Origin of the sequence: Brevundimonas naejangsanensis, from assembly GCF_000635915.2 — a bacterium.
Taxonomy (GTDB): Bacteria; Pseudomonadota; Alphaproteobacteria; order Caulobacterales; family Caulobacteraceae; genus Brevundimonas; species Brevundimonas sanguinis.
In genome coordinates this window covers 1,818,126-1,838,621 of sequence record NZ_CP015614.1, presented here as the reverse complement: position 1 = coordinate 1,838,621, position 20,496 = coordinate 1,818,126, and the positions used below count along the sequence as shown (strand labels likewise).

Here is a 20,496-nt window from a genome sequence, read left to right as displayed (position 1 = left end):
TCAATAGGCCAGGGCGTTGCCGTCCTTGCGCATCTCGGTGGCGGCGCCGTAGGTCCAGCGGCCCTGTTCGTTGATCTGCTTCATCACGTTCTGATAGCCGCCGAAGCCGCCGTCGGGCGGGCCGAGATCCCAGCCCATGGCGGTCAGCTGCCGCTTGGTGGCCTCCGGCACGCCGGATTCCAGATGCAGCTTGCCGACGCCCTCGGCGGGCTGGCCTGTCGGCTCGGACGAGCCGTAGTGCTGCCAGCGCGGGCTGTCGCCGGCTTCCTGGGGGTCGAGGCCGTAGTCGACCATGTTGATGATGATCTGGGCCTGGCCTTGCGGCTGCATCCCGCCGCCCATGACGCCATAGGCCATCCACGGCTCTCCGTCCTTGCAGGCGAAGCCGGGGATGATGGTGTGGAAGGGGCGCTTGCCCGGCGCATAGACGTTCGGGTGGCCGTCGCTCAGGGCGAACAACTCGCCGCGGTTCTGGAACATGAAGCCCAGGGTGCGGCCGTCAGGCCCGTCGGCGACCAGGCCGCCGCCCATGCCGCGATAGTTGGACTGGATCCAGCTGACCATCATCCCGTCCTTATCGGCCACGCTGAAGTAGGTGGTGTCGCCCTGGGTCGGGGCGTCGCCGGGGAAGACGCGGTCCATCACGCGGTTCGGGTTGATCAGCTTGGCCCGCTCGGCGGCGTAGGCCTTGGAGTTCAGCCAGGTGGTCGGGGCCTTGGCGAAGCGCTCATCGGCGAAGTAGCGGGCGCGGTCCTCGAACGCCAGGCGCTTGGCCTCGGCCTGGATGTGGATCGAGGCGGCGGACTGGAAGCCCATGGCCTTCAGGTCGAACTGTTCGCAGATGTTCAGGATCTGATTGGTCGACAGCCCCTGGGTGTTGGGGCCCAGCGAATAGACCTCGACCCCGCGATAGGTGGTCATCAGCGGCTCGACCCATTCGGTGCGGTGGGCGGCCAGGTCGGCGCGGGTCATCCAGCCGCCGATACGGTTGAAATAGCGCTCGATGTGGTCGGCGATCACCCCGTCATAGAAGGCGTCGCGCCCGCCCTCGGCGATCAGGCGGTAGGTGCGTCCGAGGTCCGGATTGGCGAAGATCTCGCCGGTCTTGGGCGTGCGGCCGCCGGTCAGCCAGACCTTCTTGCGGTTGTCGTTTTCCTCGATCGTCGCGGCGCTGCGGTCGAAGCCGGCCATGTTGCGTTCGAGGTAGTAGGCCACGACCTGCGGCACGGGCACGCCCTGCTCGCACAGTTCGGCGACGGGCAGCAGGACGTCCTTCCACGGCAGCTTGCCGTAGCGCTGGTGCGCGCTCCACCAGGCGTCGACCGTGCCGGGAACATTGACCGTCACGGCGCCGTAGCGCGGCAGGTAGCCGTCCGGCCCGGCCTTGGATCGCGCGGTCTCCAGCGACAGGCCGCGCGGGCTGGCGCCTGAACCGTTGAAGCCGACGACCTTCTTCTGGGCCGGGTCCCACATCAGGCAGAAGGCGTCGCCGCCGATGCCATTGGCGGTCGGCTCCAGAAAGCCCAGGGCGGCGTTGATGGCGATGGCCGCGTCGATGGCCGAGCCGCCTCGCCGCAGGGTGTCCAGGCCGATCATCGTCGCGGCCGGATGGGCCGTGGCGGCGGCGCCGTTGGCGCCCCAGACGGTCGAACGGCCGACGAAACGCGGCCCGGTGATGCGGTCGCCGATGCCGACGCCGGCGTAAGGGTCGGGCGTCGGCGCGGGCTGGACCGAAGCCGGATTGGCGACCGGCGCAGCGGCGGGCGCCTGCTGGGCGCGGGCGGCGCCCGCCATCAGGGCTCCGGCCGGCAGGGCCGACAGAAAAGTGCGGCGACGCATGATGTTGTACTCCCCCTCGTTCGACGCGCGCATTGAGGCCGGAACAGGGGCAGGGCGCAAGCCGCAGATAGGCTTGCCGCAAAGAAAAAGGGCCGCCCGAAGGCGACCCTTTCGATGTTCAACTGGAAGACCCGATCAGGTGATGTCTTCGTTCAGCAGACCGACCTTGAAGTAGCCGTTTTCCTGCAGGGTGTTCATGACTTCCATGAACTGATTGTACTTCACTTCCGGCTGGGCGCGGACGAAGACGCGCTCCTCACGGCAGTCGGCCACGGCGCCTTGGGCGGCGCAGACGTCGCCGGCCAGCTTGGCCAGCGTGGTTTCCTGTTCAGCGATGAACAGCGAGCCGGATTCCTGGATGGTGATGTACACCGGTTCCTTGGGCTCGGCGTTGTCGGCCGGCGGCGTCGCCGGCGGCAGGTCCAGACGGATCGACACGGTGGCCATCGGGGCCGCGACCATGAAGATGATCAGCAGCACCAGCATGATGTCCACGAACGGCGTGACGTTGATGTCCGCGTTCTGTGCCGCCAGCTTGCCGCTGCCGCCGCCGCCGCCCGAAGAAAGTCTCGCGCCCATTACGCCCTCGTCTCTATCAAGACCCGCACCCTCCGGCGGGCCAAACTGAAAGTCTCGCTCGTCTCTTGGCGTCCTCAAGCGAGCTTGTAAAGCCGTTGAATGCGAGGAAATGACGCCGCTGGGGGAATAAGATTGCGAATTCGGCGTAAGCCCGCCTTGGCCGCGATCAATTCAGCCCCGTATCACAGCCCTTTGCGGCTCAGCCCCGGGCAAGTTTGAGGAATCGCTCGGCCAGGGCCGGGTCGGCCTTGAAGGCGCCGGTGAAGCGGGTGGTGATGGTCGAGACGTGGCGGTGGTGCACGCCGCGCGTCGTCATGCACTGGTGCGCCGCATCGACCATGACGGCCACGCCGCGCGGCTGCAGGTGCGATTCGATGGCGTCGATGATGTCGTTGGTCAGGGTCTCCTGGTTCTGGAGACGGCGGGCGAAGATCTCGACCACGCGCGCCAGCTTGGAGATGCCCACCACCTTCTCGCCCGGCAGATAGGCGACGTAGGCCTTGCCCAGGAAGGGGGCCAGGTGGTGCTCGCAGTGGCTCTCGACCTCGATGTCGCGCAGGATGACCATGTCGTCATAGCCGGTCACGTCCTCGAAGGTGCGCGACAGCTCCTTGCCCGCATCGGCGTCATACCCGTCGAACCACTCGCCATAGGCGTCGACCACCCGCTTGGGCGTGTCCAGCAGGCCGGGGCGGTCGGGGTTGTCGCCGGCCCAGGCGATTAGGGTGCGCACGGCTTCCAGAGCCTGTTCGCGGCTGGGACGCTGGGGCGCCTCATTGGCGACAAGGACGGGCTTGGCGGGGGTGCTGCTCATGAAACGATCCGGCGGCGGCGAGAGCGCCTGTTCAGAATACTATTATATATGGACTTGGGCGCGCGGCCCTGAGTGTCTATCAGGCCGCTATATGGGACACCCCGTCCGTCCCGCAAGAAAACTCGCAAAAGACCTGACCCATGGCCCTGCACATCCACGACACCCTGCGCCGTGAAAAGCGCCTTTTCACGCCGCGTGATCCGAACCGGGTGAGCCTCTATGTGTGCGGCCCGACGGTCTATGACTACGCCCATATCGGCAATGCGCGCCCGCCGGTGGTGTTCGATGTCCTGGTGCGGTTGCTGCGCCGCACCTACGGCGCCGACAAGGTGATCTACGCCCGCAACGTCACCGACGTGGACGACAAGATCAACGCCAAGGCCGCCAAGGAAGGCGTCGCCATCGGCGAGATCACGGCCCGCTATGAGGCCGCCTATCTGGCCGACATGGGCCTGTTGAACGTCAGCCCGCCCGACATCGCCCCGCACGTCACCGACTACATCGAGGCGATCACCAAGCAGATCCAGGCCATCATCGACGCCGGCTGCGCCTATGCGGCTGAGGGCCATGTGCTGTTCGATGTGTCGTCCTATCCGTCCTACGGCGCGCTGTCGGGGCGCAATCTGGACGACATGATCGCCGGCGCCCGCGTCGAGGTCGCGCCGTACAAGAAGAACCCGCACGACTTCGTGCTGTGGAAGCCGTCCAAGGCGGACGAGCCGTCCTGGGCGTCGCCGTGGGGCGAAGGCCGTCCCGGCTGGCACATCGAATGCTCGGCCATGATCGAACAGACGCTGGGCCTGCCCATCGACATCCACGGCGGCGGCATCGACCTGGTCTTCCCGCACCATGAGAACGAGATCGCCCAGGGCGTCTGCGCCCACGGCCACGCCCATGGCGACGACGCGCATGACGAATACGCCCGCTACTGGATGCACAACGGCTTCCTGACCGTGGACGCCGAGAAGATGTCCAAGTCGATCGGCAACGTCCTGCTGCTGCACGACCTGGTGCAGGCCATGCCGGGCGAGGTGGTGCGCTGGGCCCTGCTGAGCGCGCATTATCGTCAGCCGCTGGACTGGAACCAGACCCTGCTGGAGCAGAGCCGCAAGAACCTCGACCGCCTCTACGGCGCCCTGCACCGCGCGGCCTCGGTCGAGGCGGCCTCGGTCGAGCCGCCGGTGGAGTTCCTGAAGTTCATCGAGGACGACCTAAACACGCCGGGGGCCATGGCGACCCTGTTCGCCCTGTCCAGCGAGATCGAGCGCGGCATGACGGCGGGCGACGAGGGGGCGGTGGCGACGGCCAAGGGCCAGCTGATCGCGGCGGCTTCGATCCTGGGCGTGCTTCAGGCCGATCCGGCGGAATGGTTCTCGGGCGTCGACGAAGGGCTGAAGGCCGAGGTCGAAGGCCTGCTGGAGCAACGCGCCGCTGCCCGCACGGCCAAGAACTGGGCCGAAGCCGACCGTATCCGCGACCGCCTGAACGAACTGAACGTGGTGGTCATGGACGGCCCGCAAGGCGCGACCTGGCGGATGAAGGGCTAGGAAACCCTCTCCCTGCGGGAGAGGGCTTGAGCGCACGAGAGCGTTAGCGATCGTTCTTGCGCGAAAGGGTGCGGGGCTTGTCCTGTCAGTCGGCGTCAGCCGTCTCGCTGCGGCCTGCGGCCGACTTCACCCGCGAACCCTCACCCTTTCGCCTGTTCCAATCGCCTTCGGCTCTTGGAGGCTCAAGCCCTCTCCCAACAGGAGAGGGAGAGGCTTACCGCGCTTTTCTGATCAACTCGTCCGCCAAGACGTCGGTCAGGTATCCGTCCGCTGTGCGCCCGTTCGCCTGTTGCCAGCGGCGCAGGGCGGCGCGGGTGTTGGAGCCGATGACGCCGTCCACGCCCTGGGTGTCGAAGCCCATGCGGGTCAGGGCCTGTTGAGCGCCGATTCTCTGGTCCCGCGTCAGGGGGCCGTCGTTGGGCCAGGAGGCCTTGAGGGGCGGCTTGCCCGCCACCCCGTCGGCGATCATGCCGATGGCCAGCGCATAGCTGACCGAGTTGTTGTAGCGGCGAATCACATAGTGGTTGGGCAGGGCCAGGAAGGTCGGCCCCTTGGCGCCCTGCGGCAGCAGGATGGCCGCGCCCTCGGCCGCCTCGGCGCTGTTGGGCGAGGCGCCGTCGGCCAGGCGCACCCCGCGCGCGACCCAATAGGACCACGGGTGTTTCGGCCCCTCAGCCTGGCTGTAGTCGAAGTTGGAGGGCAGGGTCACTTCATAGGCCCAGCCCTGGCCGCGCTTCCAGCCCGCCTGGGCCAGCAGGTTCGCCGCCGAGGCCAGGGCGTCGGCGTCCGAGCCCCAGATGTCGACCTTGCCGTCGCCGTTCTGGTCGACGCCCAGCTTCAGATAGTTGTCCGGCATGAACTGGGTCTGGCCCATCGCCCCGGCCCAGCTGCCCTTCAGCCCTGCGCGGTCGCGCTTGCCCGACACGACGATGTCCAAGGCGTGCTTCAGCTGTTCCTCGGCCCAGTCGCGGCGGCGGCCGTCATAGGCCAGGGTCGCCAAGGAGCGGATGACGTCAAAGTCGCCCTGGACCTGGCCGAAGGCGCTCTCCTGCGCCCAGATGCCCAAGAGAATCTCGGTCGGCACGCCGTATTTCTGGGTCACCTCCCAGGGCACGCGGTCGACGCGCTGGCGGGCCATGGCGATTCGCGCCGGGGTGGTGGCGTTCTGGATGTAGACCCCGGCGGGGCGTGAAAACTCAGGCTGGTTGCGGTCCAGGCGCACGACGCTGGGGTTAGGCGTCACGCCTTCCAGTTCGCGGGCGTATTCCCATTTATGCGCGCCGCCGTGGCGCTCAAGGAAACTCTGTTTCCAGGCGTCGAAGCTGGCGTGGTCATAGGCCTCGCTCAGATCGGTCTGGGCCGGAGGCGGCGTGGGCGCAGGCGTAGCAGGCGCAGGCTCGACCACGGGCGGCGGCGCCGGCTGAGGCTGCGGCGGCATGGGGACCATAGGGGCGCACGCGGCGACCGAACCCAACAAAACAAGGCGATAAGCGATACGCATGAGCACAGGCTAACGCCCCCGAATTCCACGACCAATCACAAGCGCGCGAAGGCAGGATCAGTTTCCGTGATAAGGGTGAAAGCGCCGTTAACCCTTTTCGACAGCAGGCGGTTAAGGGGCGGGAATTTACATTGTGCCGTTCCCTGAGCACGGCCTGGTGGCGGAGGGGCGACGCGTCGGACGTGCATGTCCGGAGATCCTCCGTTCGACTCGGAGGCCAGGCCTCCAGCGGATTCCCCGCGCGGAATGTTGACGAAAGGCCAAGGCCTCTCTATACGACCGCCTCCGCCGCAGGTTCGCCCGCGGCTCTTTTGTTTTACCCGCCCTCACGGGCCTCCAAATCCGGGACGTCCGACCATGAAGGTCCGTAGCTCGCTGAAATCGCTGAAGGGTCGCCACCGCGACTGCAAGATCGTTCGCCGCAAGGGCGTTCTGTACGTCATCAACAAGACCGACCCGCGCTTCAAAGCCAAACAAGGCTGATCAGGCGCGATCCGGCGCGCCCCGCCTGCTGAAGGCGAGGCGCGCGCCGATCGTCGGTGGATGGGATGACTATCCACAGGGCCGCGGGCGTTGTCCGCGGCTTTTTCGCGTCCGGCGTTGAGCCTGGCCCTTGCGCGTGATTAGTGATTCTTTCTCAAGCGGCCCTAACGGCCCTTGGCCTGCTTGAGGGCGTGCTTAGTCGCCCTAACGGCCTTCGGCCTGTTTGAGAGCTTTATTTCTTGCCCTAACGGCCCTTGGCCTGTTTGAGGGCGCAGCCTGTTTATGAGTTCTGGAGTTCAGTCATGGACGACGCTTCCTTCGACGCCAGCCCCGACGTCCTGACCGCCACGGCCCAGGGCCGTCTGCGCTCCATCATCGAGCGCCTGGAGCGCCTCGAAGAGGACAAGCAGGCCGTCATGGGCGACATGAAGGAGGTCTTCGCCGAGGCCAAGGGCGAAGGCTATGACGTCAAGGTGCTGCGCAAGGTTCTGCGCCTGCGCAAGCAGGACAAGGCCAAGCGTCAGGAAGAAGAAGCGATTCTGGACCTCTATCTGTCGGCGCTCGGCGAGATCTAAGGGAGGCGGGCCTGAAGCGTACGCCCTTCAAGCCCTCCCACGGCCCTTCACGCTCCAGCAGCCTGAAGGACGGCGACGCGAAGCTGCGTTCCAGCGGCCTTTCGCGCTCAAGCAGCCCGAAGGGCGATAGCGCTTCTAAACTGCGCTCAAGCAGCCCGAAGGGCGATAGCGCCCTTAAAACCAAGCCTTCGCTGAGCCCCTGGGAGCAGCAGAAGGAGGCGGCCAAGCGGTCCGCGCTAAACGCCCTGAAACGCGCCCGCCGCTCGGCCGAGAAGGCGGGCGTTTCCCTGTCCGAATGGGAGGGCGAGTTTCTCGATTCGGTCGGGGAGCGGATTCGTGAACACGGCCGCGCCTTCGCCGATCCGGAAAAGGGCGCGCCGGGTCAACCGCTGTCGGCCATGCAGGGCCGCAAGTTGAAAGAGATCACCGCCAAGGCCAAGGGCGAACCGCGCCGATCTGCGCGGGGCTGGGGCCGACCTGCGCCGCCCAAGACAGAAGACTGAAGGCAACCGCCCAGCTTGGCTGTGCGTTGCGCCTGCTGATTTTCCGTATTTCCCGAGAGAGAAGACTGATGACACGCTTCGGCCCCGCCGCCCTGACCGGCGGTCTTCTGAGCCTCAGCCTGGCCCTGGCTGCGTGCGGGGATCGTCCAGGCGCCGCGCCCGAGGCCGCTACAGCGGCGACGACGGATCTCAGTGGCGGTCCTGCGGCCGCGCCCCAGGCGGTAACCGCGGCGCCGGACGCGGTCTCGCCCCTGCCTGCGGTCGATGAAGCGGCCGCGCGCGCCTTTGTCAGGGACGCAGGCTCCACGCTGGAGGCGCTGTCCTTCGAGCGGATCGGTTCGGTGACGAAAGAAGGGACGGTGAAGGGGTATGCGGCGCCGGTCTATGCCGTGCCCGTGGCGTCAGGGCAGACCCTGAAGGTCGCCTTCAAGCCGTCGAACGCTAATCTGTATGTCAACATCAGCGATGCGGCCGATCAGAGCGGCGCGGCCGTATTTCGAGGCGAGGTCGACGGCGAAACGACTGAGCTGAAAGCGTCCAAGGACACGACCTACGTCATCACGCCCTATCAGCCTCGGGCCATGGCGCGTCGGGGATCGGAAGGAAGCTACAGCCTGACGATCAGCCGCAACTGATCCGGGAAAACCCGAAAGGGGGCGGCGGAGACAAACTCCGCCGCCCTGCTGTTGCTTCAGGGCAAGGCGTTCAGGCGCATGGCGCTGAAGTAGGGCTGGTAGGCTGCGCGCGCCGCGTCTGCGCCGGACAGGTCGTCCTGTTCGATGCCGATGCTCAGGGCGTAGCGGCCCTTGAGCACGCTCATCAGCGCGCCGACGCGGCCGTCGGCGTCCTTGGGCTCGACGCTGATGACGGCGGGCTCGCCCGTGGGGCCGTCCATCACGACGGACAGATAGTTTTCGCCGCCGACGGAAGCGACGGCGGTCGGGGAGGTGAGGGCGGCCTCGCGCACGCCTTTGACCATGATGACGCCGCGAGAGACGCTCTCATAGGCGGTCTGCTGGGCCTTGGAGAGCAGACCCGCCAGGGCGCCCGCGTCCTCGGGAATCGGCGCCTGGGCGTCGATCAGGGTGATCTTGGCGCTGGCTCCCGGCTCGCCATAGGTCATCGCGACGGAGAAGGCCTGACACTCGACCTCGGTCAGCGGCTTGCCGGCGATGGTCTGGGCCGTCGGCATGGCGGCCAGAAGGGGGTGGTTCTGGCACTCGGGCGGCAGGGCGATCTTGCTCGCGGCGGAAGCGGCGGCCTCAGCCTTGGCCGGCGCCTCGGCGTTGGAGCAGGCGGCGGTCAGAGCGGAGACGGACGCCAGACTCAGGGCGATAACAACGGGACGTAGCAAGGTGGAAGGCTCCCCTCCGTGAACAGGAGGGAAGAGGTTTGGCCTGTAAAACCCGCCGATGGAACCCCGAAGGGCGTCAGTCCAGCTCCTGAACGCCGCCGCCGGAGACCGTCAGAATCTGGCCGCTGATCCAGGACGCGGCGGGCGAACACAGGAACAGCGCCGCCCGGGCGATGTCGTCGGCCGTTCCGAGCCGCCCCAGCGGGGTGTGCTTCAGCATGGCCTCTTCGATCTGCGGCGTCAGGACGCTGGCCAGGGCGTCGGTCTTGATGGCGCCCGGCGCGATGGCGTTGACGCGGATTCCGGCGGGGCCGAGATCGAAGGCGACGTTGCGGGTCAGGTGGCTGACCGCCGCCTTGGACGAGCCGTAGGACGCCATGCGGGCGTTCTTGTTGTCGCCCGCCATCGAGGTGATGTTCAGCACCGCCCCGCCGCCTGCGGCCTGCATATGCGGCGCCGTCAGCTGCATGAAACGGAAGGGGGCGAAGACGTTGAGCTGATAGGCGCGCTCGAAATCGCTCATCGGCATGTCGAACGGCTTGGGTCCGCCGCCGCCCGCATTGTTCACCAGCAGGGTCAGCTTGCCAAAGGCCGCCACGACGGCCTGAACGGCGGCGATGCGCTGGTCTTCATCGGTGACGTCGCAGGCCAGGCCGACGGCGCGTCCGCCCGCCTGCGTAACCCCGTCCGCCACAGCCAGGGCCTTGGCCGCGTCCAGATCGGTGACGGCCACCGCGGCGCCCGCCGCAGCGAAGGTCTCAGCGATGGCGCGGCCGATTCCAGCGCCAGCCCCCGTCACCAGGGCGACGTGCCCATCCAGTCGGAAATGTGCGTCCATCGTCTGCGCCGCCTGTTGCTGTCCGTTGCCTTCACCAGCAAGCGTGGATCGGCCACGCTAGGTTCCATTGTCGGAAATTCGCAACATCCAGGCGCCGCATGCCTATGACCGGTCGTCGACGACGCCTGACGATGGCGGGGCCTTCAGCCCGCTTCTCGAACCTGCTCCTCCAGCCCCTGTTCGCGGACCTTGCGGTAGAGGGTGGAGCGGCCGATGCCCAGACGACGGGCGATCTCCGACATGTGGCCGGAATAGACCTCGATGGCGTGCTGGATCAGGTCGCGTTCGATTTCTTCGAGGGTGCGGACATGGCCGCGTTCATCGGTGATGCGGACCGGGCTGTCGTGCTGGCCGTCGTCGCCGTCGGCCGGCGAGGCGGCTGTCGTCGGGTCGGACGCTGTCGCTCCGGCTGGGGCGGCTGTGATCGACCCCAGCGGCACGGCGACGCCGGAAATGGCCGGAAAATCGTGCGGCTGGAGCAGGGGCGAATCGGCCAGCACCAGGGCGCGATAGACGGCGTTCTCCAGCTGGCGGACATTGCCGGGCCAGTCGTGGGCCTGCAGCAGCGCCAGGGTCTCGGCCGAGCAGCCGGTGACGCGCTTGCCTTCCTCGACGTTGAAGCGGGCGATGAAGTGGTCGACCAGGGCGGGGATGTCCTCGCGCCGTTCGCGCAGGGCCGGCGCCTCGATCGGGAAGACGTTCAGGCGATAGAAGAGGTCTTCGCGGAAGGCGCCCTCCTTCACCTGCTGGGCCGGGTCGCGGTTGGTGGCCGAGACGATGCGGACATCGACCTTGACCGGACGCTTGCCGCCGACGGGATCGACCTCGCCTTCTTGCAGCGCGCGCAGCAGCTTGACCTGCATGTCGAGCGGCAGTTCGCCGATCTCGTCCAGGAACAGGGTGCCGCCGTTCGCCTCGACGAACTTGCCAGCGTGTTTCTCATGAGCGCCGGTGAAGGCGCCCTTCTCGTGGCCGAACAGGATGGATTCGACCAGATTGGCGGGCAGGGCGCCGCAGTTGACGGCGATGAAGGGCTTGCCTGCCCGGTCCGAGGCGCCGTGCAGGGCGCGGGCGATGACTTCCTTGCCGACGCCGCTCTCGCCGGTGATCAGCACCGGGATGGAGGACTTGGCCGCGCGTTGGCCCAGCGCCTTGACCATGCGCATGGGCGCGCTGTCGCCGACCATGTCGTCGAAGGAGGTCCGGCCGGCGGCGCGCTTCCTCAGACGGCCGATCTCGGCCGTCAGCTGGGTCATCTGCAGGGCGTTGCGCACGCCGACCAGCAGGCGTTCCGGCCCGACCGGCTTGACGAAGAAGTCCTGGGCCCCGGCCTGCATCGCCTTGACCACCGTCTCGATGCCCCCGTTGGCCGTCAGCACGATGACCGGCGTGGTCACGCCTGCCGTGCGCAGCTCGGCCAGGGCTTCCAGACCCGACAGGCCCGGCATCACCAGATCCAGCAGCACGACATCGGCGCCGCCGCCCTTGGTCAGCCGATCAATGGCCTCGCCGCCGGATTCGGCATGGACGACGGCATAGGATTCACGCTCCAGCACCGCCTGCAGCAGGCGGCGCTGGGTAGGATCATCGTCGACGACCAGAATGGTCTTGGCCATTGGAGCACACCCTTCAACATCACCATCGAACGGCCGTCCTCATTGGCTCGGGACTGGCTCGTTTCGACACAATCCTAGAACGGAGGGAATGAAGATCGGGTTTCGGAGACCTGAGTCAGGGGTTAACGACAGCGGGTTTCGGGCAGACGGTTTCCGGCTGAAGTCGACCGGTTACGTCGCCCATTTTCAGATCGGGCCAGGGCGGGGCGGCGGTCTTCAGATCGGGATCTTTGAGCGCCTCGCGCAGGTCGCGGCCGCCGGCGCCGGGGCCGGGGCAATGCGGAACCTGATAGTCGCCCTGATGAACCCAGCGGCCGTCGGCGTCCTGAGCGAACAGGGCGATCCTGTAGGTCGTCGCCAGCAGGATTTCATCGCGGCCGTCGCCGTTCAGGTCGCGCTGAGCGGCAAGGCAGTTGTCGTCGCTGTTGCAGGCGTAGCGCGGATCCGGGGGCGCCGTCGGGGCCAGGAAGGCGGCGGGCAGGGGCTTGTCCGCTGGCCAGGGGGCGATGTTGGGCGCGCGCGGGGGCGTGGTCGCGTCCGTCAGCTCATAGCGCGAGGTCGAGGCTTGAGCGGCCTTGGCGTGACGGGCGACTTCCGCGTCGGGTGATTTCGCCAGCTCGGCCAGGGCGGCGCGCCCAGCCTTGCCCGCATCATAGCGCAGGAAGGCGTAGTCGAACTGGGCTGCGCTGACGGCGCCGCGCTTCAGCCGCGCCATCTGATCGTTGACCGACAGGCGCGCCGGGTCGGCCAGGGGGCTGAACAGGGCCAGGATGACCAGCACCGTCAGGACGGCGGCCAGGACATTGGTGCGCTCCAGCGGCTTCATCCACGCGGTCTTTCGCCACAGCGGCGACAGGGCGGCCCACCCGTATCCGGCGGCATAGATGACGCCCACGAGGGCGCAGGCCGAGGCGATGATGCGGTCCGGCGTCAGGCCATGCTGACCGATGCGAAGGCTCAGACCCCAGATCGCGATCAGGATCAGCGGCGTCAGCAGCACCGAGGCGACGCGCGCGCCCAGGCGCAGGGCGGCGGGCGGCAGATTATCCTCGCGTCCGTCCTGATAGGCGGTGTTGATCAGCACGATCAGGGCGGCGGCCGCCGACAGCACCAGGGCCGTGGCGCTGCCCGTCTTCCACAGCCCGTCCAGGCCGGTGAAGGGCAGGGCGGCCAGAAAACCCGCCACCAGGACGGTGATGACCAGCAGCAGCCAGGATAACAGCATCAACGCCACCGTCCGCACGCCCCGGATCAGCCCGCCGCGCACGTCGGTCAGCTGCACCGCCACGGCGAAGACCAGGCAGGTGACGGGGATGGAGAACCACTCCTTGCCCAGCAGGTCACTCAGGAAGCTGAGGCCGATGACGCGGAACAGTGCCGCTCCCAGGAACAGCAGCAGCCAGAAGGCGCCGGTGAAGCCCAGGGACAGCACCAGTTGCACGCCGGCCTTCCAGGCCGTGTCGAAATAGTCGTCGAAATCAGCGATCCAGCGTCTGGCGGCGACGGCCGGCACGATCAGATGGTGGGCGATGAACAGGGCCGCCGCCGCGAAGGCGACGACCGGAAAGCGCAGATAGGGCGGGTGGAAATAGTCGCTCGCCCGTTGGGCCGCGTCATGCCAGCCCATCAGCGCCAGAACCGCCGCCGCGACGACGCCCCACAGCGCCAGCGCCTTCCATCCCATCCGCCCGACGCCCGCCAGCAGCATCACCGGCGCGAACAGGGTCGCCAGCACCAGGGCGGCGAACAGCGACGGCTGGGTCGCAGGCCAGGCCAGGGCTTCACTGTCCGACGCCGAGCGGTAGAGCAGATAGAGGATCAGCCCCTGCATCAGGCCGATGCCGATCCGAAGGGCGGCGAGCCCGCGCGCGCCATCCAGCGAGGCGCGTCCGGTGGGGTCGGTGGCGGCGTAGGTCATGACAGGTCTTTCCTGAGCTTAGCCGGCAAGGTGGCGCGCGAAGGCGGGCGTGGGAAGCCCGCGTCTTCTTCTCGCGTCGCAGGAGAAGGAAGAAGCGTTGACAGCCGGGGCCCGGCGTTGAAGCGTGGCCGCATGAAAATCGCGTCCCGTGTGCTTGTTCTCGCCGCCGTTCTCGCCTTGCCGACGACGGTTCTCGCCCAGACTGAGGCTTCGGCCAATCACCGCGCCTTGGCGGCGGGATACAAGGCGCTGACGGTGTGCAGTGCTGTTCACTCGGCCCGCGCGGCGGGCGCCGAGCGGACGGTCGCGAGCGTCGAGGCGAACGAACTGGTCGGCATCTATCCTGAGCTCCAGCCTCTGGTGGGCGCCATGAAGGTCGAGATGGCCGGGAACGCCGTCTCGGTCGCATGGGATCAGGCCGCTCCGGCGCGCGTCGCGACCTGGACCGAGGGGCGCGGCTGCGTCATCGAGCCGATGGGTTATGCGCAGGGCAGCGCGCCTGAACGCGCCCCGCTGGCGCGCCGGGCCTCGCCCCCGGACCTGCCGACCGCCCGGCCCAAGGGGAACGCCCGCGCGCTGGAGGCCGCCGTCGGCCGCGCCTTTGATCAGGGATTCGGCGAGGGGACCAACACCACCGGCGTGGTGGTGATGCAGGGCGGCAAACGGGTGGCGGAACGCTATGCGACTGACTTCGGCCCGAACACGCCGCAGCGCACCTGGTCGGTGGCCAAGAGCCTGGCCGGGACCGTGATCGGCGCGGCGGTGCAGCGCGGCGATCTGGATGTGAAGGCGCCTGCCGCCATCGCCAACTGGCGCACGCCGGGCGACCCGCGCGCGGCCATCACCGTCGACGCCCTGATGCGGATGTCGTCGGGCCTGACCAGCGACACGGCGGGAAACCGCACTGACGGCCTCTATTTCGGGGGCGTGGCGGTCGATGAGCAGGCGCCCGGCTGGCCGCTGCTGGCGCCGGTGGGGACGGTTTATCGCTACGCCAACAACGACACGCTTCTGGCGACCATGGCGGCGGCTCCCAGCTTCGCCGCCCATCCGCCGGCCGAACTGTTCGACGCGCTGGGCATGACCCACACCTGGGCCGAGACCGACTGGCGCGGCAACTACATCCTGTCGAGCCAGGTCTGGACCACGGCGCGCGATCTGGCGCGTTTCGGTCAACTGTATCTGCAGGACGGCGTGTGGGAGGGCGAGCGCACCCTGCCCGAGGGCTGGCGTGACTATGTGACCGCTCCGACCGGCCCGCAGCCGCCGACGGGCGACTTCGGCTATGGCGCGACCTTCTGGCTGATGAACCGCTCCGAGGGCGTGCCCGCCGACGCCTTCGCCGCCTTCGGCAACCGGGGTCAGTATGTGGTGATCGTGCCCAGCCGTCAGGTGGTCATCGTGCGGCGCGGCGAAGACCCGGCGGGCAAGCCGTTCGACGTGGCCGCCTTTACAAGTGCGGTGCTGGAAAGCCTCGACTGAAGCGCTTGAGGCCCCACGGACTTGAGCCGCGCGCAGGCCTCGCTATAAGAGCCGTCGAAATCCCGACTCTTTTTTGGAAGACCCCATGGCCGACCAGCACGCTGAAGCGACCGCCCCCCACGTCCACGGGGAAATGAACATCTCGGAACAGGCCTGGACCTGGGCTCTGTTCCTGGGCCTGACCAAGTGGGTCTCGCTGGCCACGGCGGTGGTGATCCTGTTCCTGACGGTGTGGTTCGGCGTGGGCGCTGGCTTCTTCCCGGCCTTTATCGTCTCGGTGGTGGTGTCGGTCGTCGGCTTCTTCATGCTGAAGAGCAAGAAGACCCACTAAGCCCGGTTTCCCGGACGGAAGTGATTGAAAGGCCCGTCGGCGCGTCCGGCGGGCTTTTTGCTTGCGTGCTAGGCGGCTTGGGTGGTCGAAACTTCCGACGTGGGCCGAACGGGTGGCCTAGGCGGCAAGAAAATCGCTCTCCCTCGCAGACGCGCCTTTGACGCCCGCTTCGGCTTCGGCCTAACGTCGGTTCGACCCTGGGGAGTGGGAGGGATTCGCTTGGCCGTCGCCATCGCCGTCACCCGCGAACGCCGTGAAGGCGAAACGCGCTGCGCTGCAACGCCGGAGACGGTGAAGAAGCTTATCGCCCTGGGGGCCGCAGTCAGCGTGGAGGCCGGGACGGGCTTGGGCTCCTCCATTCCCGACACCGATTACGCCGACGCGGGCGCCAGCGTGAAGCCCGACCTGTCGGCGGTATTGGCCGGGGCTGACGTGCTGCTGAAGGTGCGCGGGCCCACCGCGTCCGAGATCAGCGCCCTGAAACCCGGCGCGGTGGTCATCAGCCTGCTGGACGCCTGGCGCGACAAGGCGACGGTTGAGGCGTTGAGGGGCGCTCAGGCCACCGCCTTCGCGATGGAGTTCGTGCCTCGCATCACCCGCGCCCAGGTCATGGACGTGCTGTCGTCCCAAGCCAACCTGGCTGGATACCGGGCGGTGATCGAGGCGGCCTACGCCTATGGCAAGGGCTTCCCCATGATGATGACGGCCGCCGGGACGGTGGCCGCCGCCAAGACCTTCGTCATGGGGGCGGGGGTCGCGGGACTTCAGGCCATCGCCACCGCGCGGCGTCTGGGCGCGGTCGTCACGGCCACCGACGTGCGCCCCGCCGCCAAGGAGCAGGTCGAGAGCCTGGGCGCCAAATTCGTCGCCGTGGAGGATGAAGAGTTCAAGGCGGCCGAGACGGTGGGCGGCTACGCCAAGGCCATGTCCGCCGAATATCAGGCCAAGCAGGCCGATCTGACCGCCGCCCATATCGTCAAGCAGGACGTGGTGATCACCACGGCCCTGATCCCCGGCCGCCCGGCGCCCAAGCTGGTGACGGCGGCGCACGTCGCGTCGATGAAGCCGGGCTCGGTCATCATCGACCTGGCGGTCGAGGCGGGCGGTAACGTCGAGGGCTCCAGGCCGAACGAGGTGGTTACTACGGCCAACGGCGTGAAGATCGTGGGCTGGACCAATCTGCCCGGCCGCATCGCGGCGGACGCCAGCGCCCTTTACGCCCGCAACCTGGTGGCCTTCCTGGGGTTGATGATCAAGGACGGCGCCCTGACGGTCGATCTGGAGGAGGAAATCCTTAAGGCCGCCGTCGTCACCCACGGCGGCGCCGTGGTGCATGAAGGAGTGAGGGGATGATTTCTGCTCGCCTACGAAGCGTGCTCTCAGTGCTCTCCGTGATTGTGATTTTCGGCGGCCCTCTTTTTTGTATTGCCGCCGGCGTGATTGGGCTCCCGGAAGTTGACGGGCCTCAGGCGCTGGGCAGAGCGATTGCCAGCTTGGCGTCCATCTTCTTCGGAAGCGTGTTGGGCGGCGGATTGTTGAGGGTTCTCATCAGCATCGACGCGCGCATGGAGCAGAGTGTCTAGCTATGGAACACGTCGATCCCACCGTCTTTCGCCTGGCGATCTTCGTCCTGTCGATCTTCGTCGGCTACTACGTCGTCTGGAGCGTGACGCCGGCCTTGCATACGCCCCTGATGGCCGTCACCAACGCCATTTCCAGCGTCATCATCGTCGGCGGCCTGATCGCAGCGGCGGCGATGAGCGCCCAGGCGGGCGGGCCGAACGCCTGGATCGCCAAGGGCGCGGGCGTGGCCGCCGTGACGCTGGCCAGCGTCAACATCTTCGGCGGCTTCATGGTCACGCGCCGGATGCTGGCCATGTACAAGAAGAAGGAACGTCGCTGATGACGAGCCTGAGCGCCGGCATGCTGACCCTGCTCCTCGCCGGGGGCGTGTTGCTCATTCTGGGCGCAGCCATGTTTGGGGGCAGGTTGTCGGTCGATGCGCGTCGCCGGATCGAACTGGCCTTGGCGCTGACCTTCTATCCCGGCGTCGCCAGCCTGTTTCTCTGGCGGGCCGCCACGCAGGATGATTGGGCGGTGGTGGTCGGCTCGCTCATTTTTGCGGGATTGGTCGTCTGGAACGGCGTGCGCATTGTCCGTGCACGACTGAAGCGGCCGGATAATACTGAGGCCGCCTCGTGAGTTTGTCCCCCTATCTGTTGGCCTTCTACGCCTCTTGGGCCGTCACGGGTCTGGGCGTGGCGCTGTGGATCGTGAGCTGGGTGCGGATCAAGGATCCCATCGGGCGGCTGCGGTTCCAGGACTGCGGCGTGGTCATGGTGTTCGCCGCCGTGCTGACGCGCATCATCATTCAGGATCGCGAGATGACGGTCTTCGACTGGGCGATGATGCTGCTGGGCCCTCTTTTCATCGCGGCGGCGCTGTGGCGTCTGTCGCGCACTCAATCCGTCAAACGCTAACCCAACGAAGAGTATCGCGTGATGAAAGCTTCCCTGATTTCCGCCTTGGTCCTGTCCGCCGCTGTCGCCGCCGCCGGCGCCGCCTCGGCTCAGTCGGACCGCGAAGTGGGCAAGAACCCCTATGCGGGCCTGCACTGGTCGGTCGTCGCGCCTCAGCGCGCCAGCTGGGCGCTGGAGTGCGGCTTCACCCCGGTCACGATCCGGGGGATTCACATGAACCGCATCAATCACACCGGCTCGGGCCGGATGGCCGGTCGCCTGCCCGGCGACAACGGTCGCTGCAAGGTGACCAAGACCGGCGGCGAAGGCCCCGTCGGCCTGGCGGTGGTCAAGGACGGCGAAGCCAAGGCTGCGGGCACAAACGGCGGCGCGCCCGCCATCGTCAACGTTTTCTGATTCAGGATTGAAAGAGGGGGAGGGGGATGAACGCATCCATCGCGGCGCTGGCCTATCTGGCGGCGGGGGTTCTGTTCATCCTCTCTCTCAGGGGTCTATCCAGCCCCGAGACCAGCCGACGGGGCAATACGCTGGGCATGGTCGGCATGGCCCTGGCCGTCGGCGTCACCCTGCTGACGCTGGGGACATCGGGCGCGCTGGACCCGCTCACCTTGGCCCTGATCGCGGGCGGGGTCGTGGTCGGCGGCGGGGCGGGGGCGGTGATCGCCAACCGCGTGCCGATGACGGCCATGCCGCAGCTGGTCGCCGCCTTCCACTCCCTCGTCGGCCTGGCGGCCTGTCTGGTGGCGGTCGGTGCCGTTTATGCGCCCGACGCCTTCGGCATCGTCACCGCCAGCGGCGGGATCAAGACTCTGTCGATCGTCGAGCTGAGCCTGGGCGTGGCCATCGGGGCCGTCACCTTCACCGGCTCGGTCATCGCCTTCGCCAAGCTGGATGGGCGGATGAGCGGGGCGCCGATCCTTCTGCCCGCGCGGCACCTGATCAATATCGCCCTGGCTCTGGCCCTGGTCTTCCTGATCGGCATTCTGATCGGGACGGGCGGCACGGCGGTCTGGGCCTTCTGGGGCGTGTTCGCCATCGCCCTGATCCTGGGCGCGACCCTGATCATCCCCATCGGCGGGGCCGACATGCCGGTGGTGGTGTCCATGCTGAACTCCTACTCCGGCTGGGCGGCGGCCGCCCTGGGCTTCACGCTGGAGAACATCGCCCTGATCATCACCGGCGCCCTGGTCGGGTCGTCGGGCGCGATCCTCAGCTACATCATGTGCAAGGGCATGAACCGCAGCTTCATCAGCGTCATCCTGGGCGGCTTCGGCGCCGAGGCGGGCGCGGCGGCGGGCGGCGGGGCGGTCGAGACGCGGCCGGTCAAGCAGGGCTCGGCCGAGGACGCCGCCTTCATCCTGAAGAACGCCTCCAAGGTCATCATCGTGCCCGGCTACGGCATGGCGGTGGCCCAGGCCCAGCACGCCCTTCGCGAGATGGCCGACACCCTGAAGGAAGAAGGCGTCGAGGTGAAATACGCCATCCATCCCGTCGCGGGCCGGATGCCGGGACATATGAACGTCCTGCTGGCCGAGGCCAACGTCCCCTATGACGAGGTGTTCGAGCTGGAGGACATCAACAGCGAATTCGCCTCTGCCGACGTCGCCTTCGTCATCGGCGCCAACGACGTGACCAATCCGGCGGCCAAGACCGACCCCCAGTCGCCCATCTACGGCATGCCGGTTCTGGACGTGGAGAAGGCGGGCACGGTCCTGTTCATCAAGCGCTCGATGGGCAGCGGCTATGCAGGCGTGGAGAACGAGCTCTTCTTCCGCGACAACACCATGATGCTGTTCGCCGACGCCAAGAAGATGGTCGAGGGGATCGTCAAGGCGCTCTGAGCTCGCGTCCGCATCATCGCGATCGGCGCCGCCTGCTCCGCCTATCGCGGCTGTTCAGACGATGATGCAGGCGGCGGGTCGTCGTCGGCGGGGCAGGCGCCATAGGCCTCATTATAGGGGCGGCCAAAACAGGCGATGAAGCCGTCCAGCACCCCGAGATTGGCAGGCCACTTCAACTCCAACCCGTACTGGGCTTTGAAGCGCCGGGCGGCGTCGTCAAAATCGGGCGGTTTGGGCAGGGCGGCCAGCCGCTCTCTGGCGGCGAGCAGGCCGGCGCGGTCCTGATGCAGGAAGGCGATGGTCCCCAGCGCATAGTCGGCAAAGCCGCTGCGGGCCATGTCCGGGTTCACCCCGGCCATCATCAGCCGTGTCGCCGCCTGCGTCTGGCCCAGCCCCGCGCGCAGCTGTCCCTCGTGCCAATAGTTGGTGTGGAGTTCGCCTGGGGTCAGTTCGCCCCAGCGCGTCTTCCGATAATCGGCCAGCAGGTCGGCGGCGATTTCGGCGCACTCCGGCTTTTCGCCAAGAGGGCGCCAGCCGCCGTCCAGATCCTGATCAAAGTCCGCAGGCGACAGCGCCAGAAGCGCGGCGCGGTCATGGACGCATGTGTCAGCAGCTGCGCCGGGATCGGCCTGGGCGATCGCCAGGGACATCAGAGCCGTCAACATTTCAAATTCCCCCGAGTGGTGGATCATGAAAACGACGTTCTGCGGCCGAAATGTGTCTGGCGCGCACAGGCATTGGCCAGGGGGTCGAACGGCGCCATCTAGCGCTGCTGGCGAACATTGGGGGCGGGCG

Annotated in this window: 22 protein-coding genes; 13 read left to right on the top strand and 9 right to left on the bottom strand. The window is 67.5% G+C overall.

The features are described 5' to 3' along the window. The 3 genes from DA69_RS08700 to folE all read right to left on the bottom strand — a co-directional run bounded on the left by DA69_RS08700 (position 1) and on the right by folE (position 3,232). Complete coding sequence (locus tag DA69_RS08700) at positions 1-1,839, bottom strand: gamma-glutamyltransferase family protein (protein WP_025978335.1); 1,839 nt, start codon at positions 1,837-1,839, stop codon at positions 1-3. Between the two features lie 135 nt (positions 1,840-1,974). Continuing rightward, on the bottom strand, positions 1,975-2,418 hold the full coding sequence (locus tag DA69_RS08695) for a biopolymer transporter ExbD (protein ID WP_025978334.1): 444 nt from the start codon (positions 2,416-2,418) through the stop codon (positions 1,975-1,977). Positions 2,419-2,617: 199 nt separating this feature from the next. Further along, a complete protein-coding gene (folE, locus tag DA69_RS08690) occupies positions 2,618-3,232 on the bottom strand; it encodes a GTP cyclohydrolase I FolE (protein WP_025978333.1) in 615 nt (204 codons plus the stop codon). Between the two features lie 140 nt (positions 3,233-3,372). Between folE and cysS the strand changes: the two genes are divergently transcribed. After that, positions 3,373-4,779: a cysteine--tRNA ligase gene (cysS, locus tag DA69_RS08685; RefSeq protein ID WP_025978332.1), complete on the top strand. Its 1,407-nt coding sequence runs from the start codon at positions 3,373-3,375 to the stop codon at positions 4,777-4,779. A 214-nt stretch (positions 4,780-4,993) separates the two neighbouring features. Here the strand turns inward: cysS and DA69_RS08680 are convergent, their stop codons facing one another. Then, on the bottom strand, positions 4,994-6,280 hold the full coding sequence (locus DA69_RS08680) for a lytic murein transglycosylase (protein WP_025978331.1): 1,287 nt from the start codon (positions 6,278-6,280) through the stop codon (positions 4,994-4,996). A 357-nt stretch (positions 6,281-6,637) separates the two neighbouring features. On the opposite strand from DA69_RS08680, the gene ykgO reads away from it, so the two are divergent. The 3 genes from ykgO (at position 6,638) to DA69_RS08660 (ending at position 8,476) form a co-directional block, all read left to right on the top strand. Continuing rightward, positions 6,638-6,763 carry a type B 50S ribosomal protein L36 gene (gene ykgO / locus DA69_RS08675; RefSeq protein WP_003165750.1) on the top strand — a complete coding sequence of 42 codons (126 nt, stop codon included), beginning with the start codon at positions 6,638-6,640 and terminating at the stop codon, positions 6,761-6,763. Positions 6,764-7,065: 302 nt separating this feature from the next. Beyond that, positions 7,066-7,338 carry a DUF2312 domain-containing protein gene (locus DA69_RS08670; protein WP_024353345.1) on the top strand — a complete coding sequence of 91 codons (273 nt, stop codon included), beginning with the start codon at positions 7,066-7,068 and terminating at the stop codon, positions 7,336-7,338. 571 nt (positions 7,339-7,909) lie between these two features. Then, positions 7,910-8,476, top strand: a complete 567-nt coding sequence (locus tag DA69_RS08660; RefSeq protein ID WP_025978330.1) for a hypothetical protein — start codon at positions 7,910-7,912, stop codon at positions 8,474-8,476. A gap of 56 nt (positions 8,477-8,532) precedes the next feature. Here the strand turns inward: DA69_RS08660 and DA69_RS08655 are convergent, their stop codons facing one another. The 4 genes from DA69_RS08655 to DA69_RS08640 form a co-directional block, all read right to left on the bottom strand. Then, positions 8,533-9,195 carry a hypothetical protein gene (locus tag DA69_RS08655; protein WP_025978329.1) on the bottom strand — a complete coding sequence of 221 codons (663 nt, stop codon included), beginning with the start codon at positions 9,193-9,195 and terminating at the stop codon, positions 8,533-8,535. A 76-nt stretch (positions 9,196-9,271) separates the two neighbouring features. Then, positions 9,272-10,033, bottom strand: a complete 762-nt coding sequence (gene hdhA, locus DA69_RS08650; RefSeq protein ID WP_025978328.1) for a 7-alpha-hydroxysteroid dehydrogenase — start codon at positions 10,031-10,033, stop codon at positions 9,272-9,274. A gap of 143 nt (positions 10,034-10,176) precedes the next feature. After that, positions 10,177-11,649 (bottom strand): sigma-54-dependent transcriptional regulator, encoded by a 1,473-nt coding sequence (locus tag DA69_RS08645; RefSeq protein WP_025978327.1) that lies wholly within the window; start codon positions 11,647-11,649, stop codon positions 10,177-10,179. A gap of 115 nt (positions 11,650-11,764) precedes the next feature. Then, positions 11,765-13,567, bottom strand: coding sequence for a DUF4153 domain-containing protein (locus DA69_RS08640; protein ID WP_025978326.1), 1,803 nt, complete (start codon positions 13,565-13,567; stop codon positions 11,765-11,767). 132 nt (positions 13,568-13,699) lie between these two features. Between DA69_RS08640 and DA69_RS08635 the strand changes: the two genes are divergently transcribed. The 9 genes from DA69_RS08635 (at position 13,700) to DA69_RS08595 (ending at position 19,701) form a co-directional block, all read left to right on the top strand. Continuing rightward, the gene (locus DA69_RS08635; RefSeq protein ID WP_025978325.1) at positions 13,700-15,049 is read left to right on the top strand and encodes a serine hydrolase domain-containing protein; all 1,350 of its coding nucleotides are present in this window, start codon (positions 13,700-13,702) and stop codon (positions 15,047-15,049) included. Positions 15,050-15,134: 85 nt separating this feature from the next. Further along, a complete protein-coding gene (locus tag DA69_RS08630) occupies positions 15,135-15,380 on the top strand; it encodes an aa3-type cytochrome c oxidase subunit IV (protein ID WP_025978324.1) in 246 nt (81 codons plus the stop codon). A gap of 219 nt (positions 15,381-15,599) precedes the next feature. Then, a complete protein-coding gene (locus DA69_RS08625; protein WP_025978323.1) occupies positions 15,600-16,733 on the top strand; it encodes a Re/Si-specific NAD(P)(+) transhydrogenase subunit alpha in 1,134 nt (377 codons plus the stop codon). Further along, positions 16,730-16,963, top strand: a complete 234-nt coding sequence (locus tag DA69_RS08620) for a hypothetical protein (RefSeq protein ID WP_025978322.1) — start codon at positions 16,730-16,732, stop codon at positions 16,961-16,963. The genes DA69_RS08625 and DA69_RS08620 overlap by 4 nt, the downstream gene beginning before the upstream one ends. Before the next feature lie 2 nt (positions 16,964-16,965). Then, positions 16,966-17,283 carry an NAD(P) transhydrogenase subunit alpha gene (locus DA69_RS08615; protein ID WP_025978321.1) on the top strand — a complete coding sequence of 106 codons (318 nt, stop codon included), beginning with the start codon at positions 16,966-16,968 and terminating at the stop codon, positions 17,281-17,283. 20 nt (positions 17,284-17,303) lie between these two features. Continuing rightward, positions 17,304-17,582: a hypothetical protein gene (locus tag DA69_RS08610; RefSeq protein ID WP_145915912.1), complete on the top strand. Its 279-nt coding sequence runs from the start codon at positions 17,304-17,306 to the stop codon at positions 17,580-17,582. Further along, positions 17,579-17,860: a hypothetical protein gene (locus DA69_RS08605; protein WP_024353335.1), complete on the top strand. Its 282-nt coding sequence runs from the start codon at positions 17,579-17,581 to the stop codon at positions 17,858-17,860. The genes DA69_RS08610 and DA69_RS08605 overlap by 4 nt, the downstream gene beginning before the upstream one ends. A gap of 21 nt (positions 17,861-17,881) precedes the next feature. After that, positions 17,882-18,256, top strand: coding sequence for a hypothetical protein (locus tag DA69_RS08600; protein ID WP_025978319.1), 375 nt, complete (start codon positions 17,882-17,884; stop codon positions 18,254-18,256). A 26-nt stretch (positions 18,257-18,282) separates the two neighbouring features. Then, positions 18,283-19,701 (top strand): NAD(P)(+) transhydrogenase (Re/Si-specific) subunit beta, encoded by a 1,419-nt coding sequence (locus DA69_RS08595; protein WP_025978318.1) that lies wholly within the window; start codon positions 18,283-18,285, stop codon positions 19,699-19,701. A 41-nt stretch (positions 19,702-19,742) separates the two neighbouring features. Here DA69_RS08595 and DA69_RS08590 read toward each other — a convergent pair whose 3' ends face one another. After that, positions 19,743-20,366 carry a hypothetical protein gene (locus DA69_RS08590; protein WP_025978317.1) on the bottom strand — a complete coding sequence of 208 codons (624 nt, stop codon included), beginning with the start codon at positions 20,364-20,366 and terminating at the stop codon, positions 19,743-19,745. Positions 20,367-20,496: the final 130 nt, after the last annotated feature.

Bases quoted from the DNA above. Each gene is read 5' to 3' on its own strand.
- DA69_RS08700 (WP_025978335.1), bottom strand. From the start codon at position 1,839: ATGCGTCGCCGCACTTTTCTGTCGGCCCTGCCGGCCGGAGCCCTGATG.
- DA69_RS08695 (WP_025978334.1), bottom strand. From the start codon at position 2,418: ATGGGCGCGAGACTTTCTTCGGGCGGCGGCGGCGGCAGCGGCAAGCTG.
- folE (WP_025978333.1), bottom strand. From the start codon at position 3,232: ATGAGCAGCACCCCCGCCAAGCCCGTCCTTGTCGCCAATGAGGCGCCC.
- cysS (WP_025978332.1), top strand. From the start codon at position 3,373: ATGGCCCTGCACATCCACGACACCCTGCGCCGTGAAAAGCGCCTTTTC.
- DA69_RS08680 (WP_025978331.1), bottom strand. From the start codon at position 6,280: ATGCGTATCGCTTATCGCCTTGTTTTGTTGGGTTCGGTCGCCGCGTGC.
- ykgO (WP_003165750.1), top strand. From the start codon at position 6,638: ATGAAGGTCCGTAGCTCGCTGAAATCGCTGAAGGGTCGCCACCGCGAC.
- DA69_RS08670 (WP_024353345.1), top strand. From the start codon at position 7,066: ATGGACGACGCTTCCTTCGACGCCAGCCCCGACGTCCTGACCGCCACG.
- DA69_RS08660 (WP_025978330.1), top strand. From the start codon at position 7,910: ATGACACGCTTCGGCCCCGCCGCCCTGACCGGCGGTCTTCTGAGCCTC.
- hdhA (WP_025978328.1), bottom strand. From the start codon at position 10,033: ATGGACGCACATTTCCGACTGGATGGGCACGTCGCCCTGGTGACGGGG.
- DA69_RS08645 (WP_025978327.1), bottom strand. From the start codon at position 11,649: ATGGCCAAGACCATTCTGGTCGTCGACGATGATCCTACCCAGCGCCGC.
- DA69_RS08640 (WP_025978326.1), bottom strand. From the start codon at position 13,567: ATGACCTACGCCGCCACCGACCCCACCGGACGCGCCTCGCTGGATGGC.
- DA69_RS08635 (WP_025978325.1), top strand. From the start codon at position 13,700: ATGAAAATCGCGTCCCGTGTGCTTGTTCTCGCCGCCGTTCTCGCCTTG.
- DA69_RS08630 (WP_025978324.1), top strand. From the start codon at position 15,135: ATGGCCGACCAGCACGCTGAAGCGACCGCCCCCCACGTCCACGGGGAA.
- DA69_RS08620 (WP_025978322.1), top strand. From the start codon at position 16,730: ATGATTTCTGCTCGCCTACGAAGCGTGCTCTCAGTGCTCTCCGTGATT.
- DA69_RS08615 (WP_025978321.1), top strand. From the start codon at position 16,966: ATGGAACACGTCGATCCCACCGTCTTTCGCCTGGCGATCTTCGTCCTG.
- DA69_RS08610 (WP_145915912.1), top strand. From the start codon at position 17,304: ATGCTGACCCTGCTCCTCGCCGGGGGCGTGTTGCTCATTCTGGGCGCA.
- DA69_RS08600 (WP_025978319.1), top strand. From the start codon at position 17,882: ATGAAAGCTTCCCTGATTTCCGCCTTGGTCCTGTCCGCCGCTGTCGCC.
- DA69_RS08595 (WP_025978318.1), top strand. From the start codon at position 18,283: ATGAACGCATCCATCGCGGCGCTGGCCTATCTGGCGGCGGGGGTTCTG.
- DA69_RS08590 (WP_025978317.1), bottom strand. From the start codon at position 20,366: ATGTTGACGGCTCTGATGTCCCTGGCGATCGCCCAGGCCGATCCCGGC.